This window comes from Streptomyces sp. NBC_01775 (assembly GCF_035917675.1).
Taxonomy (GTDB): Bacteria; Actinomycetota; Actinomycetes; order Streptomycetales; family Streptomycetaceae; genus Streptomyces.
Genome location: NZ_CP109105.1, coordinates 1 through 14,214, shown reverse-complemented (window position 1 = coordinate 14,214; position 14,214 = coordinate 1). Strand labels below are relative to the sequence as shown.

Annotated in this window: 12 protein-coding genes and 1 pseudogene; 4 read left to right on the top strand and 9 right to left on the bottom strand. The window is 68.3% G+C overall.

Annotated features, from left to right (window positions below; all coding sequences use genetic code 11):
- Positions 1–212: 212 nt before the first annotated feature.
- The 7 genes and pseudogenes from OHB04_RS40300 to OHB04_RS42100 form a co-directional block, all read right to left on the bottom strand.
- Complete coding sequence (locus OHB04_RS40300; protein ID WP_326809626.1) at positions 213–1,493, bottom strand: hypothetical protein; 1,281 nt, start codon at positions 1,491–1,493, stop codon at positions 213–215.
- The gene (locus tag OHB04_RS40295) at positions 1,490–2,374 is read right to left on the bottom strand and encodes a Mom family adenine methylcarbamoylation protein (RefSeq protein ID WP_326809625.1); all 885 of its coding nucleotides are present in this window, start codon (positions 2,372–2,374) and stop codon (positions 1,490–1,492) included. Before OHB04_RS40295 ends, OHB04_RS40300 begins: the two co-directional genes overlap by 4 nt.
- A 117-nt stretch (positions 2,375–2,491) precedes the next feature.
- Positions 2,492–3,286 (bottom strand): deazapurine DNA modification protein DpdA family protein, encoded by a 795-nt coding sequence (locus OHB04_RS40290; protein WP_326809624.1) that lies wholly within the window; start codon positions 3,284–3,286, stop codon positions 2,492–2,494.
- Positions 3,287–3,368: 82 nt separating this feature from the next.
- Entirely contained in the window at positions 3,369–3,845 is a 477-nt protein-coding gene (locus tag OHB04_RS40285) for a hypothetical protein (RefSeq protein ID WP_326809623.1), read from the bottom strand.
- 85 nt (positions 3,846–3,930) lie between these two features.
- Positions 3,931–4,920, bottom strand: a complete 990-nt coding sequence (locus OHB04_RS40280) for a hypothetical protein (RefSeq protein WP_326809622.1) — start codon at positions 4,918–4,920, stop codon at positions 3,931–3,933.
- Between the two features lie 89 nt (positions 4,921–5,009).
- On the bottom strand, positions 5,010–5,474 hold the full coding sequence (locus OHB04_RS40275; RefSeq protein ID WP_326809621.1) for a hypothetical protein: 465 nt from the start codon (positions 5,472–5,474) through the stop codon (positions 5,010–5,012).
- A gap of 564 nt (positions 5,475–6,038) precedes the next feature.
- Positions 6,039–6,332, bottom strand: a pseudogene (locus OHB04_RS42100) (DUF6349 family protein); the annotation flags it as partial.
- Between the two features lie 14 nt (positions 6,333–6,346).
- Here OHB04_RS42100 and OHB04_RS40270 point away from each other — a divergent pair.
- Positions 6,347–7,164 (top strand): IS5 family transposase gene (locus tag OHB04_RS40270; RefSeq protein ID WP_326685678.1). Its coding sequence is split into 2 segments (ribosomal slippage): positions 6,347–6,689 and positions 6,689–7,164, totalling 819 coding nucleotides; the frame shifts between segments, so codons are not numbered across the junction.
- A 68-nt stretch (positions 7,165–7,232) separates the two neighbouring features.
- Positions 7,233–7,664 (top strand): hypothetical protein, encoded by a 432-nt coding sequence (locus OHB04_RS40265; RefSeq protein WP_326685677.1) that lies wholly within the window; start codon positions 7,233–7,235, stop codon positions 7,662–7,664.
- Positions 7,665–7,965: 301 nt separating this feature from the next.
- Here OHB04_RS40265 and OHB04_RS40260 read toward each other — a convergent pair whose 3' ends face one another.
- Positions 7,966–9,075, bottom strand: a complete 1,110-nt coding sequence (locus tag OHB04_RS40260) for a hypothetical protein (RefSeq protein WP_326685676.1) — start codon at positions 9,073–9,075, stop codon at positions 7,966–7,968.
- Positions 9,076–9,570: 495 nt separating this feature from the next.
- On the opposite strand from OHB04_RS40260, the gene OHB04_RS40255 reads away from it, so the two are divergent.
- Both OHB04_RS40255 and OHB04_RS40250 read left to right on the top strand, forming a co-directional pair.
- Positions 9,571–9,795: a DUF6233 domain-containing protein gene (locus OHB04_RS40255; protein WP_326806454.1), complete on the top strand. Its 225-nt coding sequence runs from the start codon at positions 9,571–9,573 to the stop codon at positions 9,793–9,795.
- Positions 9,796–10,226: 431 nt separating this feature from the next.
- Positions 10,227–11,831: an ISL3 family transposase gene (locus OHB04_RS40250; protein WP_442815065.1), complete on the top strand. Its 1,605-nt coding sequence runs from the start codon at positions 10,227–10,229 to the stop codon at positions 11,829–11,831.
- 1,019 nt (positions 11,832–12,850) lie between these two features.
- On the opposite strand, the gene OHB04_RS40245 is transcribed toward OHB04_RS40250, so the two are convergent.
- Positions 12,851–13,516, bottom strand: coding sequence for a hypothetical protein (locus OHB04_RS40245; protein WP_326685672.1), 666 nt, complete (start codon positions 13,514–13,516; stop codon positions 12,851–12,853).
- Between the last annotated feature and the right edge of the window lie 698 nt (positions 13,517–14,214).

Sequence of the window (14,214 nt, the reverse complement as noted above, 5' to 3'; positions counted from 1 at the left end):
CTCCCGATCTGGTGAGTGACGCGGTAGTGCGGTGCCAGGGACCCCGTAAACTGGAGGCGGTTCCTTGGCTTCCTTCTTGGTTTGCTTGGGTTGGGACCAGATGGCCGGTGGGACGTTCGGTCGGGGTTGCCGCCCTGGGCCGACACCTTTCGGAGGTGTTTCCCGCCGGCCATCACCTCCCCGCAAATTCGACGAGGGTAATTATGCCCTCGCTATGAGCGGGTCGTCAACTTCTTCTTCTGCATTCTCCCCGCCTTCCTGGCCGCCAGCGGCTTCCAAAGCCCGCTCGTCACCTGCTCCCACCGCTCCCAGAACCCGGGACGCTCCTTGTTGTCGACCCCTGCCGGAGCAGCCACGAGGAACCCTTCGGCGGCCGGGTACTCCTCACCGAGCTCATGGAATGACGCCCGGCTGATGCCGCCGGCAGTCACGACCGGGGAGCCCATCTCGGCGGCCTCACTGCGCAGCCAGGACAGGGCTTCCGCGCGGGACCCGGTGAACTCGCAGCGGACCGAACGCCATGCCTGTCCCTTCACCAGCGGACTCAGGCACGTCACTCGCGTGCATCCCTTCCCATGCCGGTGGCGGCAGTCCCGGCCGGGCATATAGACCCGGCGCACCGCGTACACCGACCAGGTGCACTGGTCCAGCAGCCTGCCGAAGACGTCGAGGGCTGCTGTGTTGCCGTCGTCACGGAGCAGACCGATCAGCGTGGTCCCCCGGCTGTAGAGGGTGGAGCGGGGATTGAGCGCCCGGGCGGTGTACTCCAGCCGCAGCGCCTTCACCGCTTCCTGGGGATAGTCACGGCACCGCCGGAGGTGCTCCTCCCTGGAAGCGGCCACCGCGGGGAACGGGCACTGCACGCAGTAGCTCTTGGGCCAGTTGGCGACGCCGTAGACCTCCTCCAGGTACTGCAGCACACGGCTGCGCTCCCAGCCCCATTCGATCAGCGGATACCAGGTCTCCTCCCGCTCGTGCGCGAAGCTGTCGTACCGCGCGGCCCGGCCCCGCTCCCGCGTGCTCGCCTCGTACCCGATCAGGTGGCGGTAGGAGCGGTCACCGAGCTCGGCCCGCGCCCACGTGTCGATCACCCACCCCTTGTATTTCAGCGAGCACCGACGCTCACCGGCGGCGTACTGGGGCACCGTGCCCGTCTCGGCGAGTTCGTCGGACAGCGCACGGTCACCTCGGCGCCACAGCCGACGGGGGAAACGGGTGTCCGAGAGCACGCGGACACCGTCCTCCTCCAGTGCACCGCCCCGCGCGACTTGGACCAGCCGGATCCGGTGCCGGCGCATCACCGGCAGGATGTGCCGCTCGGCCAGGTCCATCGTGATTTCCCACTCGTCCCCGGTCATCGCGACCACGACGATCACATCGGACATGTCGCTGGCCAGGCCGTAGGCCGTGGGGTCGGCGCACAGCCGCGTGATCGCAGCGGTGGAATCGCCGCCCATGCCCCAGGAGATCAGCGTCTTCCGGCCGCGCCTCACCGCGAACCCCCGGGCTCGTTTTTTTTCGGGAAGGGATAGGCGGTGACAGCGATGGAGTGGCTGCGGCCGTGCCTTCGCGTCGGCCCGATATACCGGGCGTAGCGGTGGTTGCCGTGGTGGTCCAGTACCGTCGCGCCGACCTGTTCGAGCGCCTCGGCCAGCCAGCGGGCCCCGTCCTCGTCCGTGCGGCGGGGCCGGGCGCCGAATGCGACCAGTCTGCGCTCCGCTCCGAGGTGTCCGGCTTCGTCGGCGCGGATCTTCGACTGTGCCCGGTCCGGGAGAACGGTGGCGTCCGGGAGCACTGTCAGGCGGCGCCTGCGGGTGCGGCCGAGATAGTCCATGGAGCTGGCTTGGTACGTCGTGCCCACGTGCCCAGGGTGGAGATCTTCAGGCCCGTTGGGGGTCTGCCGGACGCGGGGCTGAGGATCGGAGTGCGCCACAATGCCCCGGATTCCCCGCTGCGCGGCCAGGCGGAAGGCGTGGGCGACGAACCAGCTCTCGCCGTTTGCGGGCACCTGGTCCAGGAGCACCAGCCGGGACAGCTCCAGGCTCTCCCGGTACGGGACGAGATTCGGGAACGGGCCGGTGAGGACCGCCGGGTGCATGGGGACGCCAAGGGCGAGCACGCCGACCAGGCCCTCACGCCCGGCCCGCGGGTCGGTGGCGTACAGGCCGACGGCCAGCCGTACGGCGGGCCAGGAGCGGCTGTAGTGGTGCTCGGCCACGAAGCGCCGTGCGACGTCGTGATCCAGCATCCTGGCCTGATAGCTGGACTGGTCGAAGCCGCCCTCGCGCCTGCGCAGCCAGCTGTGGCGTCGGTACCGCCAGCGCTGGCAGAACTCCGCAGGATCACCAAGGGGAAGCTGATGGGCGGAAGACATGGATCCTCCAGGGGGTCGGGTTGGGGCCGATCGGCCCCGGATTGCCGTCCGGGGCCGACGGGTTGTGGTTCAGAAAGGGAGGCTCCGCGGGCGGGCGCTCCGGGTTGCGGCGGTGGTTCAGCGGCGGGTTGCGTGTGCGTCCGCGAGCTGGTCGATGAGGTCCTGGCCCCAGCGCAGCGCGTAGGGCAGGCAGTTAGCCTCGCTCTGGTGGCTCGGGCCGCATCCGGGCTCGTTCCGACCGGCGTAGCTCCAGGCCATGGAGTCCGCAGAAGTGAGGGTGCCGGTGGCCAGGGTCAGGCCGCGGAGCTTGAATCCGAACGCGTGCAGCCGCAGCGGGGGCGCCTCTGGCCCGTTGAGGTTGACCAGCTGGTCCAGCATGACCGTTGCGGTGATGGAGCTTTGGCGCCGGCACATGCTCCCGACGCCCACGAGGGGCTCGGCCGCCAGGTCGACCCCTGCGTCGGCGTACATCTGGGCGCACCGCATGTAGGAAGCGAGAGTCCACCCCTGGAGGACCGGGATGACGCGCACGGCCGGTACCAGCGCACGCAGCTGCAGAACGGAGTCGACGGTGCGGCGCTGGTGCTCCTCGACCGTCAGTCCCGTCTTTGCGGTGACCGGTGGTTCGCAGGGCCAGTCCTGGGGCGCTGCCCACTCCAGACCGCCGATCTCGTGGTGGTACCTGGTGATGGATGCTGCGTACTCGGCTGCCGGGATGGTCCATTCGCCGTGGCGGTCGAGCTGCGAAAAGGCTCCGGAATCCAAAGCCCACGGGCCGAGTGCGCGGATGCGGTCGAGGCGGCGCCGGTTCCTGATGCGGGAGTAGGAGACGAACAACGGGTGCGCGACGTGGGGGAGCCAGCTTGGCTGGTGCGTGCCCAGGTAGAAGCGCGGGGGCGGGAGATGGCGCACGGGAGTCCTGTGGTTCAGCAGGGTTGGGGCCGGCCCCGGATTGCCGTCCGGGGCCGGTGCGGGTGGTGCGGTGGCGCGTGGTTCAGCCGAGGGCTTCGCCGAAGCGGGCGAGCCGTCGTGCGAGCTGTACGGCGGCCGTCTCGCGGTCGTGGTCTGTGGCGTGGTTCGCGCGGTCCCACTGGGCGGCAGCGTGCAGCAGCTCGGGCAGTCCGGCGTCGAGCAGCGTCTTCAGGGCGTCGGGGGCGGCGACCAGGGCGGCGACGGCCGCACGTGAGTCGGTGACCGCCTCGGCGGCCTCCTTCGGGGAGTCGACGTCGGTCGGGCTGTGCGGGACGGGGAGACTGGCGATGAGCGCGTGGCGGTCGTAGATCTGGAAGTCGGTGTGCGTCCAGGTGGCGTCGGGTACGCGCTCGGCCTCGGCGCCGGTGGCCAGGGGCCCCTGGGAGAGCAAACCTCCGCCGGGGTTCAGGCGCCATTCCTCGGCGGACAGCGGCAGGGCGACGCGGGCGAGCTGGTCACGGAGCTGGGCGAAGAACGGCAGGGCGTTCGGCTCGGGCATCTTCGGTCTCGCTTTCTGGCGCGGACGGGTAGGAAGGTGGAGCGGACCCCCGGGGGGGCGGCAGGCCGCCCCCCGGGGGTGGTGCTTAGTTCTGCGGGGCGCGGCCTCGGATCTCCTGAAGCGCGCGGATTGCCGTCGCGCGGGCCGGGGCGGCGGGGCAGGGCTCGATGAGCCGCGCCACTTCACTCCGCACGACGTACCTGGCCTGCTCGTCCTGACGTCGGTCGTGGTCCAGGAGACGGGTGATCAGAGCGTCCACATCGCCCGGGGTCGTCGGGTGGCTGACCGCCGGGCACGGGCACACGGGCGAGAGATTCCGGGCGAGCGCGGAGATCCGCTCGGCGTGCTCCTTCCGGGGCAGGCACCCCTCGTGCCGGAGCAGGGGACGCCTGCGGCGCAGGTGGGAGTAGAAGCGCACCCCGACCCATACGGTTCCGGGGCCCTGGCACTCCAGCAGGCACTTCAGCTTCCAGTGCTTGCCCTCCCCGGGGTAGCCGTAGCCCTCCTCGGGCTCCCATCCTTCGGTGGCGATGGTGCCGACGGCGATGGCGGCCGATTCCAAGTTGCGGCGGGTGACGGGGAGGCGGGCGGCGAGGTAGGCCGTGCGCTCTCCCGGTTCGGGCCGGGAGGGAGGCGCGAGGTCGGGCAGTTCGTCCAGGGCGACCTCCCGGCGGTATCGAGTCAGGGTCACCTCGACGGCCCGGAGCTCAGCGGGGTCCACGTCGCGATGGTTGGTCAGCCACTCGTGGTGGTTGCGGACGTCGTCCCCGGTGGGCAGAACGGCCGGGCCGTTGCGGGCGAACCGGTAGTGGCGCTTCACCTCGTGGGCGCCGTCCGGGAGCTGTGGAACGGGGGTTGGCTGGCCGGGGCCGGGCAGCTCGGACAGGCAGATCAGGCGGCGGGTCTCGCGGATGACTTGCTCAGTGATCCGCACATCGGTGTTCCAGTCGAGGCCGCTGTGAAAGGCGTACTGCTGACGGGTGGCATCGGGGGTGCTCAGACTGGTGCTGGTCACCTTCGTGCCGCCGGAGCGGTGGCGGTAGGAGACCGTCCAATGGGTGTGCTTGGCGTGCATGAAGCTGCTTCCTTACGTGCTGGGTTGGGGCGTCGGTCCGGTTGCCGCCAGATCGACGAGAGTAATTCTACCCTATGCGGGTTGTTGTGTCACACCTCCTGTACCGGGGGCACATACAGGACCAGGCGGAGGACGAACGCGGTCAGCGCCGCCTCGGTGGCCCAGGTCCGCGGCTTGGCCCAGGAAACCCGCATGCTGCTGCCGTGCCGGGTGACGGTGGTCTCGCGTGCGGATCGGTGCTGCGTCGACACCCCGGGCGCGCCTGGCAGAAAGGCCGGCGGGGCGGGTACCTTCGCGGGAGGCTCGGGCGCCGTGAGGTCGAGCGCCAGACGGGCCAGAGCCATGGAGCCGTGCACGCAGCCGCCCGAGCAGGAGACCAGGGCGCTGCGCGGGCCTCCGCGCCGCGCATACAGGGCGTGCCGGGTGGGCGAGGCGAACTCCTTGGTATGGACGGCGGCTTGCTCCGCGTCCGGGCGGTCACGTAGAAGCCAGAAGCCGGTCGCCTCCCCCTCGTCGAAGGCCCGGCCCATCGAGACCCCAGGAGCGTTGCGCACCTCGCGAAAAGAGACAATGACTGGTTCAGCACCCCACAGGGGTGTCAGGAACAGTCGTTCGTGTCCGGCCGCCGGGTCGCTGAAGACATGCCTCGGGTCCGGCTGGAGGGGGACGGAGCGGGCCCGCAGGACGGGGGTCCCCCGCGGCCACTCCAGTTCGGCTCCCTGCAAGTGCTCTCGCTGGACCGGGCAGGAAGAACAGGCACCTTCCATCGTGCACCGCCCGTACCCGCCCCACCGCTGACGGCCGGTCATGCTCTCGTACAGCGTGACGTACTTGGTCGGGAGCAGCCCGCACTGGTCGCGAGGACGGCCCACGTGTGCGTTCAGGGAAAGCCGGTTCCCCCCGTGGTCGGGGCGGTCCGGTTCAGGCAGATAGACAGGCATGTAGTCCTCCGGTCGTGACGGGACGGGCCGCCCCGGCGCCGTGGCGCAGCCCGCCGCTGATGGGCAGCGAGCCTGGGAGCGCGCCCCGGCGAAAGCGTTCAGAAGAGGGCAGGTGGACTCGGGAACGGGGGGGCGGGTGCGGGCGGGTGGGGGCATGTGGAGCCGGTAGCGCGGGCTGGCGGTGGCACGGCGCACGAGCTGGGGGGCTCCGGCGTCGAGCCAGCGGGGCGGGTAGAGGGCGCGGACGAGGGCCCATACGCGGGCGCTTTCCTGGCCGGCGGGACCGAGCAGGGGCAGGAGGGTGCGCCACCCGGGAAACGCGTGGTCGTGGGTGTCCTCGACGGCGGCGCGGTCTGCGGTGCGACCGGTGCGCTCCTCGTCCTCCCAGGTGCAGGCGAGGCAGGCCCCGCGGTACTCCTCGGCGTCGTCGCTGGTGCGGCGAGTAAGACCGTGTCCTATGTGGTGAGGCGGACGTTGGTCTGTGTATGGGGCGGGGAACGTGGAGTTGGATTGTTCCGGACGGGTTGTGGGAGGTCGCGAAGCCGCTGATCCCGGCGTCGAGAGTCCGGCCGCAGGGTGGCGGGACGCAGGACACGCCTGATGAGACGGTGTTCGCGGCGATCGTCTATGTACTGGTCAGTGGCTGTGCCTGGCGGTCGTTGCCGCCGTGCTTCGGGATATCGAAGTCGACGGCCCATCGTCGGTTCGTGATCTGGTCGAGAGCGGGCGTCTGGGGCCGGCTACATGAGACTGTGCTGCACCGGCTCGATGACGCCGGCCTCATCGACGTCACCCGTGTCGTTCTCGACTCCGCCCACGTGAGGGCGAAAAAGGGGGCGAACACACAGGCCCGTCGCCTGTGGACCGGGGCAAGCCGGGTTCGAAGATGCACGTTCTGTCGGACGCGAACGGACTGCCCCTCCTCGTCGGCGTCTCCGCCGCCAACGTCCACGACAGCGAAGGGCTGAAGCCGATGGTGGCCGGTCACCAAACGAGACACGACCCTGATCGAGGCCGGTACTTCAAACCTCAGCGGCTGCACGCCGACAAAGCCTACGACCGGCCAGACCTGCGCAGATGGCTGCGCGGCAAGCGCATCGGCGTCCGCATCGCCCGCAAAGGCATCGAGTCCAGCGAGCGGTTAGGGCGCCGCGGATGGGTCATTGAACGCGCCATGTCATGGCTGACCGGCTACCGACGCCTCAACCACCGCTACGAATGCGACCCGGGCAACTACCTGGCCTTCCTCGGCCTCGCAGCCGCCCTGTGCTGCTACAAACGACTCATCCGCCTCACCACATAGGACACGGTCTAAGGGCCGGGTGCCCGCACACATGCGGTGCCCGAGACCGCGAACCGGGAGGGGATTCGATGGAGACGCTGACAACCGTGACGGGTGTGCTGGGGTTAGTGGGCGTGGCGGGGGTGCGCGCGGCCCGCGCGTGGATGTGCGCGCGCACCCGTCTGACCGCCCTCCGTCTGGACCCGGCGCACGTCGCCGCCCGCCAGGACGCCACGCTGTCGGGCAGGCTCGTCACCTACGAGCGCGACTGGCGTGCCGCCGCCACCGACCCGAACCAGAACATGGCCTCCTGGACGCGCCACGTCCAGGAGGCAGCGGAGGAAGCCATCGAGCGCCTGCCCTCCCGCCGCCCCAGCGACCGATTCGAGATCCTCAACAGTGTTCTCTCCCACCTCGCCACCTGCACCCGCGCGGCACGGGAGGCCGCCGCCGCAGCACCCGCCGAGCGCCCCCACTCTCCCGTGGACCGAGAACCGGTCCAATCGCTGTCAAATCAGTGAGCCACTCCGTTGGCCTGGCAGGATCGCACACGGGGGGATCCTGAACGACAGCACTGGGTGAACGCGCAGCCGACTGCAACGATCACTGAGGATGTACGGTCGTGCCGAGGCTGCGCTGAAGCCCGAGTCGCAGAAGCTGTTCACCGAGCCGTGCCTGCACGGGCTGCGCGCCAAGTTGTGCGATGGCGCGCAAGGGGGGCCGGCGCTCCCGAAGTGCCGGAGCGAGTCGCCGCATGATGCGGCGGTCGCTGCTGGGTGGCACGAGGCGGCGTCCTGGGCCGGGCAGTGGGAAGGGCATAGATCACGGCAGAGACTTTTTGAGCTCATTGACGAGCAGTCCTCGTTGATGCGTCGACAGAGCTCCTCTTTTGATCCGGGTGGTCCCAGGCTCGCAGAAGGGGGTGAAGCCTGCGATGAGAAGATCCAACTGCTGTGGGTATCGACGGCCCAGCTCTTGGCGAGCGGCATGCTCCGCCTCATGCCAGGGCTTCGCGACGTCTTCTTTCCGCTGCGCGGCAACCCGGCCCAGCTGCCGGACGTGCATCTGGCACTCGCGCCACCGCTGGCCCAGGGCACGGATGAACCTGCGCCGGTTGATGAGCGCCCAGGCGTCCTCCTCCTTCAACGAACGCACAGCCTTCATGTCGAGAGACGTGAGTTCAGTGGTGAACACTGGCTCAAGTCCGGCCAGTTCACAGTGCCGGTCGCGGAGGTGTTCCAAGGCTCCGGCCCATCGGCGCAGGAGCAGCGGGTGCCGAAGCTCGTCACAGCGGTCCTGCTGGTGGGTGGTGTCGCCGGCCGCCAGGGAAGTGAGCTCGTCCGGCGGCGCGGACAGCAGAGCCTGTATTCTCCCGCTGTCGGACGGCGCGTCGATCAGACCTTTTGTGACGGCATCCTCGATGGCGTCAAAAACGTCACGGTAGGACACGTGGTAGAACGGATGATCCGAAGGCAGGCCGCGCCGGGCCAGTTCCTGTGCTCGTAGTTCTAAGTATTCCTCACGGTAGTGCTTGGCCAAGATCGCCAGGGCTGCGAGCCGGGCATCCTTGAGATGCTCACCCAGCATCTCCCAGCCCTGATCTGCGCGCCTTGCTTTCAGAAGCCCGTTGACCTGTCCCATCCGCTGGAGAACGACGCCCCCACGGCGTTTCACTTTCGTCAAGCGCGGATCACCGGTAAATGCCATGCGCTCGATACTCGACGCAAGTTCTCCTGCGCCCGCGTACAGGGCGTCAGCCCACTGCTCAATCCAGTCGTCGCTGTTCAGAGCCTCGGAAACAGTGGAGTCGACGCGACCGTCAGCCTCGGCAACGGCCGTTGAGACCAGGACATCGAAGTCGACCTCCCACCAGCGCTTGAGTTCGAGGTAGGTCATCGCGCGGATCTCGTGGATCTTCAGGTATCGCGGCATGCTGGGCTCTCTTTGATGAGCGCTCCCGGTTCAGGACCATGATGCGGGAACGCGTTCGGAGGCGGACTCGTACGGCCAACCACTACCCTCCCGACGGCCCCTTTCCTCACCTGAGCGGGGAGACCCGCGCCGCTGCCCTCGGCGGTCGCCGAAGTCCAGGTCGGGCGGATCATCATCGACCCAGCCGGGCACTTTGACCAATATCGAACTAAGATTCGATCTATGAGTGGGTGGCGTGCCCGTGCGGGGCCGTGGGCGACCCTGCCCGACGGCCAGCAGCTTGACGTCATCGTCACCGCCCGCGAGCGCACCTCGGACGGCCGGGTGGTTCGCCTGTGAGGCCATCCTGCCCACCCGCTACGAGCACGCCGACCGGCAGAGAGAGGCGAAGGCCGCACCGACCCGGATCACCGTGGCGGCAGACTCCATCACCCCGATTCCCGGCGAGCGCTACGACGCGGTGCCGACGAAGGGTGCGGACGGCAGTGGTTGGCGGTGCGTACTCGGGGTGTGCGGAATGAGGCGCCGCAGTGGTACGTGCACCGGAAGGACTGCTGGCAGGCCCGGGGCGACTGGAAGAGGCGGCTGGTGACGGCGGCGAAGGCGCCGGCCCTGCTGGCGGACATGAGCGCGGCCCGGGTGTGCGACGTATGCCGCCCCGACCGGAAGCCGCGGACCTGGTCGGCCTCCGCCGAGTATGAAGACCGCCGGGATGGATAGCGCAGGCTCTCTGTCTCAGGCTCTGGCGAGTGCTTGGCGCAGGTCGCGGGCGGCGGATTCCTGACGGTTCCGGGCAGGGATGCTGCGGTAGAGGTCGGCTGCGCGGGTGTGGGGTGAGGCCCTTTCGCCATCCGGAGAGGAATTCGGCAAGCGCCGTCGTGGCAGTGCTACAGGCCCGCGCGGCGTCGCCTTCCCGTAGCCAGCAGGCTGCCGCGTCGATGTGCAGCAGGCCGCGCGTCATGCTGCTGGTCGGAGCGGAGAGCTCAAGGGCACGGTCCTGGCTTGCGCGTGTGGCTCTATCGACGTCACACGGTTCTGGCTCAACTTCCGTGCAAGGGCAACTCTGAGTGACGGTTGGCGGCTGCCGGGTGGCGCGAGAAGCAGACCGAAAATAGATCGTGATCGTCGCGGTGGGGCTGACAGTCTCGCCCGTGAGAGAAGTTGTACTCCGGTTGCAGGAGCTGTTGTTACCGGCGATCGCGGACGTCGCGGTGCTGTCGGTAGACGTCGATATCGCGATAGTCCGTGTTGACGCGCAAGGCACTTCGCCGGGCGCCGCCTGCCCGCAGTGCGGCATCTCGTCGGCTCGGGTTCACAGCTCCTACCTGCGGTTTCCTGCCGATGTCCCGAGCGGTGGGCGAAGAGTCGTACTCCGCCTGCACGTCCGGCGCTTCCGGTGTCTGGACAGGGTGTGTCCGCGCCGGACCTTCGTCGAGCAGATACCCGGCCTGACCCGGAAGCACGGCCAGCGCACCGAGCGGCTGCGCTCCACGCTCGCTTCGGTAGGTCTCGCCCTGGCGGGCCGGGCCGGTGCCCGACTGTCCGCGGTTCTGGGCATCTCCGTCAGCCGAAGCACGGTCCTGCGCCTGGTCCAAGCCCTGCCAGAACCGGATATCCCGTCTCCTCGGGTGGTCGGCGTCGATGAGTACGCCACCCGCAAAGGCCATGCGTACGGCACCGTGCTGGTCGATGTCGAGACCCGGCGACCGGTGGACCTGCTGCCCGACCGGGAGGCGTCCAGCGTGGCCGGGTGGCTCTCCGCCCGTCCCGGGATCGAGGTCGTATGCCGCGACCGTGCGCCCTTCTTCGCGGAAGGCGCCAGGGCCGGGGCGCCACAAGCCATCCAGGTCGCTGACCAGTGGCACTTGTGGAGCAACCTCGGTGATGCTGCCGAGCGTGCTGTCGCCCGCCATCGCCAGTGTCTGCGCGTCCTCCTGCCCGAATCGGTCGGGAAGGAGGACACGGACGAGCCTGTGCTGTCAGGGGAGACTCCGGCCTCGCCGTGGAAGAGTGAGCGGTTCGCCAACCGCATCCGGGCTAGACACGTCACCGTCCACGCAATGCTCGAAGCTGGCCACAGCCGCCGTTCCATCGGTTGTCAGCTCCATATGACACACCGAACAGTCAAGAGCCTGGCTGACGCCGCCAGACCGGAAGACCTGTTCACTGGCCAGTACCGGTTCAATCGAGCCACGGCCGTTGACGAGTACAAGCCCTACCTCGACAAACGCTGGGATGAGGGATGCACGAACGCCTGGACGCTGTGGGAGGAGATCATCCTGCTCGGCTACAACGGCAGCTACGGCATCGTCAGCGCCTACATCAGGAAGAAGCGCACTTCACCCCGCCCTGTCACCGCCCAGCCGCCAACACCTCGCGCTGTCACCCGGTGGATTCTCAGCCGACCAGAGGCCCTCACCGACACCGAACACACCCGGCTGAAGGAAGTCCTGGCCGACTGCCCTGAACTCGAAGCCCTCACCGGCCACGTTCGGTCCTTCGCCGAGATGCTCACCGAGCGCCAAGGCCACCGTCTCCCGCAATGGCTCGACGCCGTCCGCAGCGACAACCTGCCCAGCCTTCACACCCTCGCGGCCGGCATTGACCGCGATCGCGACGCCGTCATCGCCGGACTCACCTTGCCCTGGAGCTCTGGCGCAGTCGAAGGCCATGTCAACCGGATCAAGATGCTCAAGCGTCAGATGTTCGGACGGGCAGGCTTCCAACTTCTTCGCAAACGCGTCCTATTTGCGTGACAGAGAGTGGCCACGTCACGGAAGTTGAGCCAGAACCACTGGTGGTCGATAAAGCCAGCATCAACGCCTGAAAGCCAGCGGTGCTCTCCGGCTGCTGCTTTCCACCGGTGTTCATCGCCTTCGGGCTGGTGTACTTCATCCTGCTGAAGATTGACCAGCCCTCGGGCCTGGTGCTGCCCCCTGAGTGGCGATTCCGGCCCGGGACCTTGCGGGGCGCATGGTAGTCACGAGCCCAGTTGGTAATCGGCCGCAGTCGTTGCTTGGGCAAGGTCTGAGAGACGCCGTCGCCCTACGCCGACCGGGGTTGTGTCTGGTGGGGTTGTCGTGTGTGGCGTATTCCTGGAAGGCCGCACTGGTACAGGGTGCCGAATGCTCGTTCGAGTCTGGGGGGTTGCGCGCAACGTGCTGTCGGTGGGGTGCAGCACAATGATCCCGGCCCGTCGGGGCTGCTGCTGAACATGGCGGTGGCCCCCTGTGTGCGAGACAGAGGGCCACCTTCATGAAGCACCTCACGATGACCTTGGGAGGCCACCATCAGAGCTACTCCTGAGCCTACGGGCTCGCAGTGTCAGTGCAGTAACTGTCATCGGCTGGACAAGCCGCCCTTCGAGCTGGAGATACCGGGACCTCTTCGCCAGGGCAGGGGGCGTGGGCTGCGTGGAATCGCGGCAACCGCAGCTGACGAAGCGACCCGCGTCGCGGTCAAACTCCTGGGGAACGGGGCACTGCTGGCGCTTGGGTACTGGTACAGCCAGCGCTGAACCTCATCGTCGCCGGAGCGCCCTGTCTCTACTTCTTGGGCTCTCCGGCATGGCGGTCCGCATCTGGTCGTTGAGTTCACCGTCGACTTCGTTGCAGGACGACCGCGACATCGTTTTCGTCAAGGAGCACGCCGGCGGCAAGATCCTGAGTCTGAGGAGTGGCGGGCCTTCGTGAACGAGGTGATCATGATGCTGAAGTTCGACTTGATGCCTCTGTGGCGTGTGCTCGGGCCGCTGTGGTCGGGGCTGGCCGGCTGCTCATCCAGCGTCGGGCAGAGAGGTGGGTGGTGAGCGTTGTCCGCGCGGTGTGGCCCTCACAGCGCTCCAGTTGATGTCGTGGCGCTCCTGGAGCGCGGTCAGGTCTGCGGCGCGGTAGAGGGGCACGCAGGGTGCTGCGCTGCGCCGCTGGTGCCAGGAGCGGACCCACCGCACTGGGGTGAGGAGGCCGGCCCGGACGAGGTGCTGGACGTCGACCTCGCGCACCCCGAGCCGTTCGGCTACCTCGTCGCGGAGCAGCTGCTCGCCGTCGTGGCCGGCGCGTTCGACGGCCACGCGGTCGGTGAGCGCTTCGAGGTCCTGGCCGTCGTAGGCGTTGTTGCCCTTGTAGGGCTCCACGGTGCGCAGGAGCCCCTGCCGGGCCAGCTCGGCCACGGCATCTGGCGTCACGTCCATCCCGAGGCGTTGGGTGAGGTGTTCAGCGGCGCGGACGGCCCCCATGTCCGGCACCGAGCCGGCCGCTTCGACAACCTCGTCCAGGCGCGGGGCGATGTCCTCGACGGTCGCCCTCGACCATCGGCCACGGGCTCGGTCGGGCGCCGGCACCCGGTCGAGTCGGCGGGCGCGGTCGAATTGCCACTCCGGGATCCCGAGGTGCTCAGCTAACTGACGGGGCCCCAAACTGCTGGGCGTCTTATGGTGCGCCATTTCTGTTTCCCTTCCGTCGTGTTGCGGAATTCGCTACCAGTCGAGCGAGGGGCCTGCCATTCGACCGTCGTAGGAACTCGGCCCTTCTCCTCGTACAGAGGCGCTGTCGTATTCGCGGGTGCGGAATTCGCAAGAGCAGGGCGCATCCTCATACATGCTCTTTTCGCAATCCTCGTTCAGGTTGTCGTGTGCCATTTGTTTCCCTTTCCACGGCTCGCCTACAGCGCTTTCCTGTCTCCCTTGGCACTGGATGGCAACCCACTGGCAAAGAAGTCGCTTCTTACGCGTTTTTGAGGCCGTTGAGACCCCTGTTCCGGGGCCTGACTGAGGTGTTTTCCAGTGGCGGAGCCACTGAGTGGTGTAGACCTCTCTGCAAGGGATCCGGAAACGGTTCCGGTGACGTGTCGTCAGGTTTCGGGGGTTGTGGACCATCGTCGGGCGGGTACATACTGTAGCGGTACGGGAGCGTGAGCGGCCACCGGTTCGTCCAGGCCGGCACCGCGCACCGGGGGTGGGGACCGGACCCCCGACCAGTCCCCTCCCCACCAAAACCCCACACCACATGCACAAACAGGCAAGGCCAACCCTCACCCTCCAGCCCGCGTCTTTTGCCTGAACCCGCACACCGCCAACCACCGCACCACCCCGCCGTCACCGAAGGTGGCAGCCCACCAGACACCCGACTCAGCGGCGCGGAG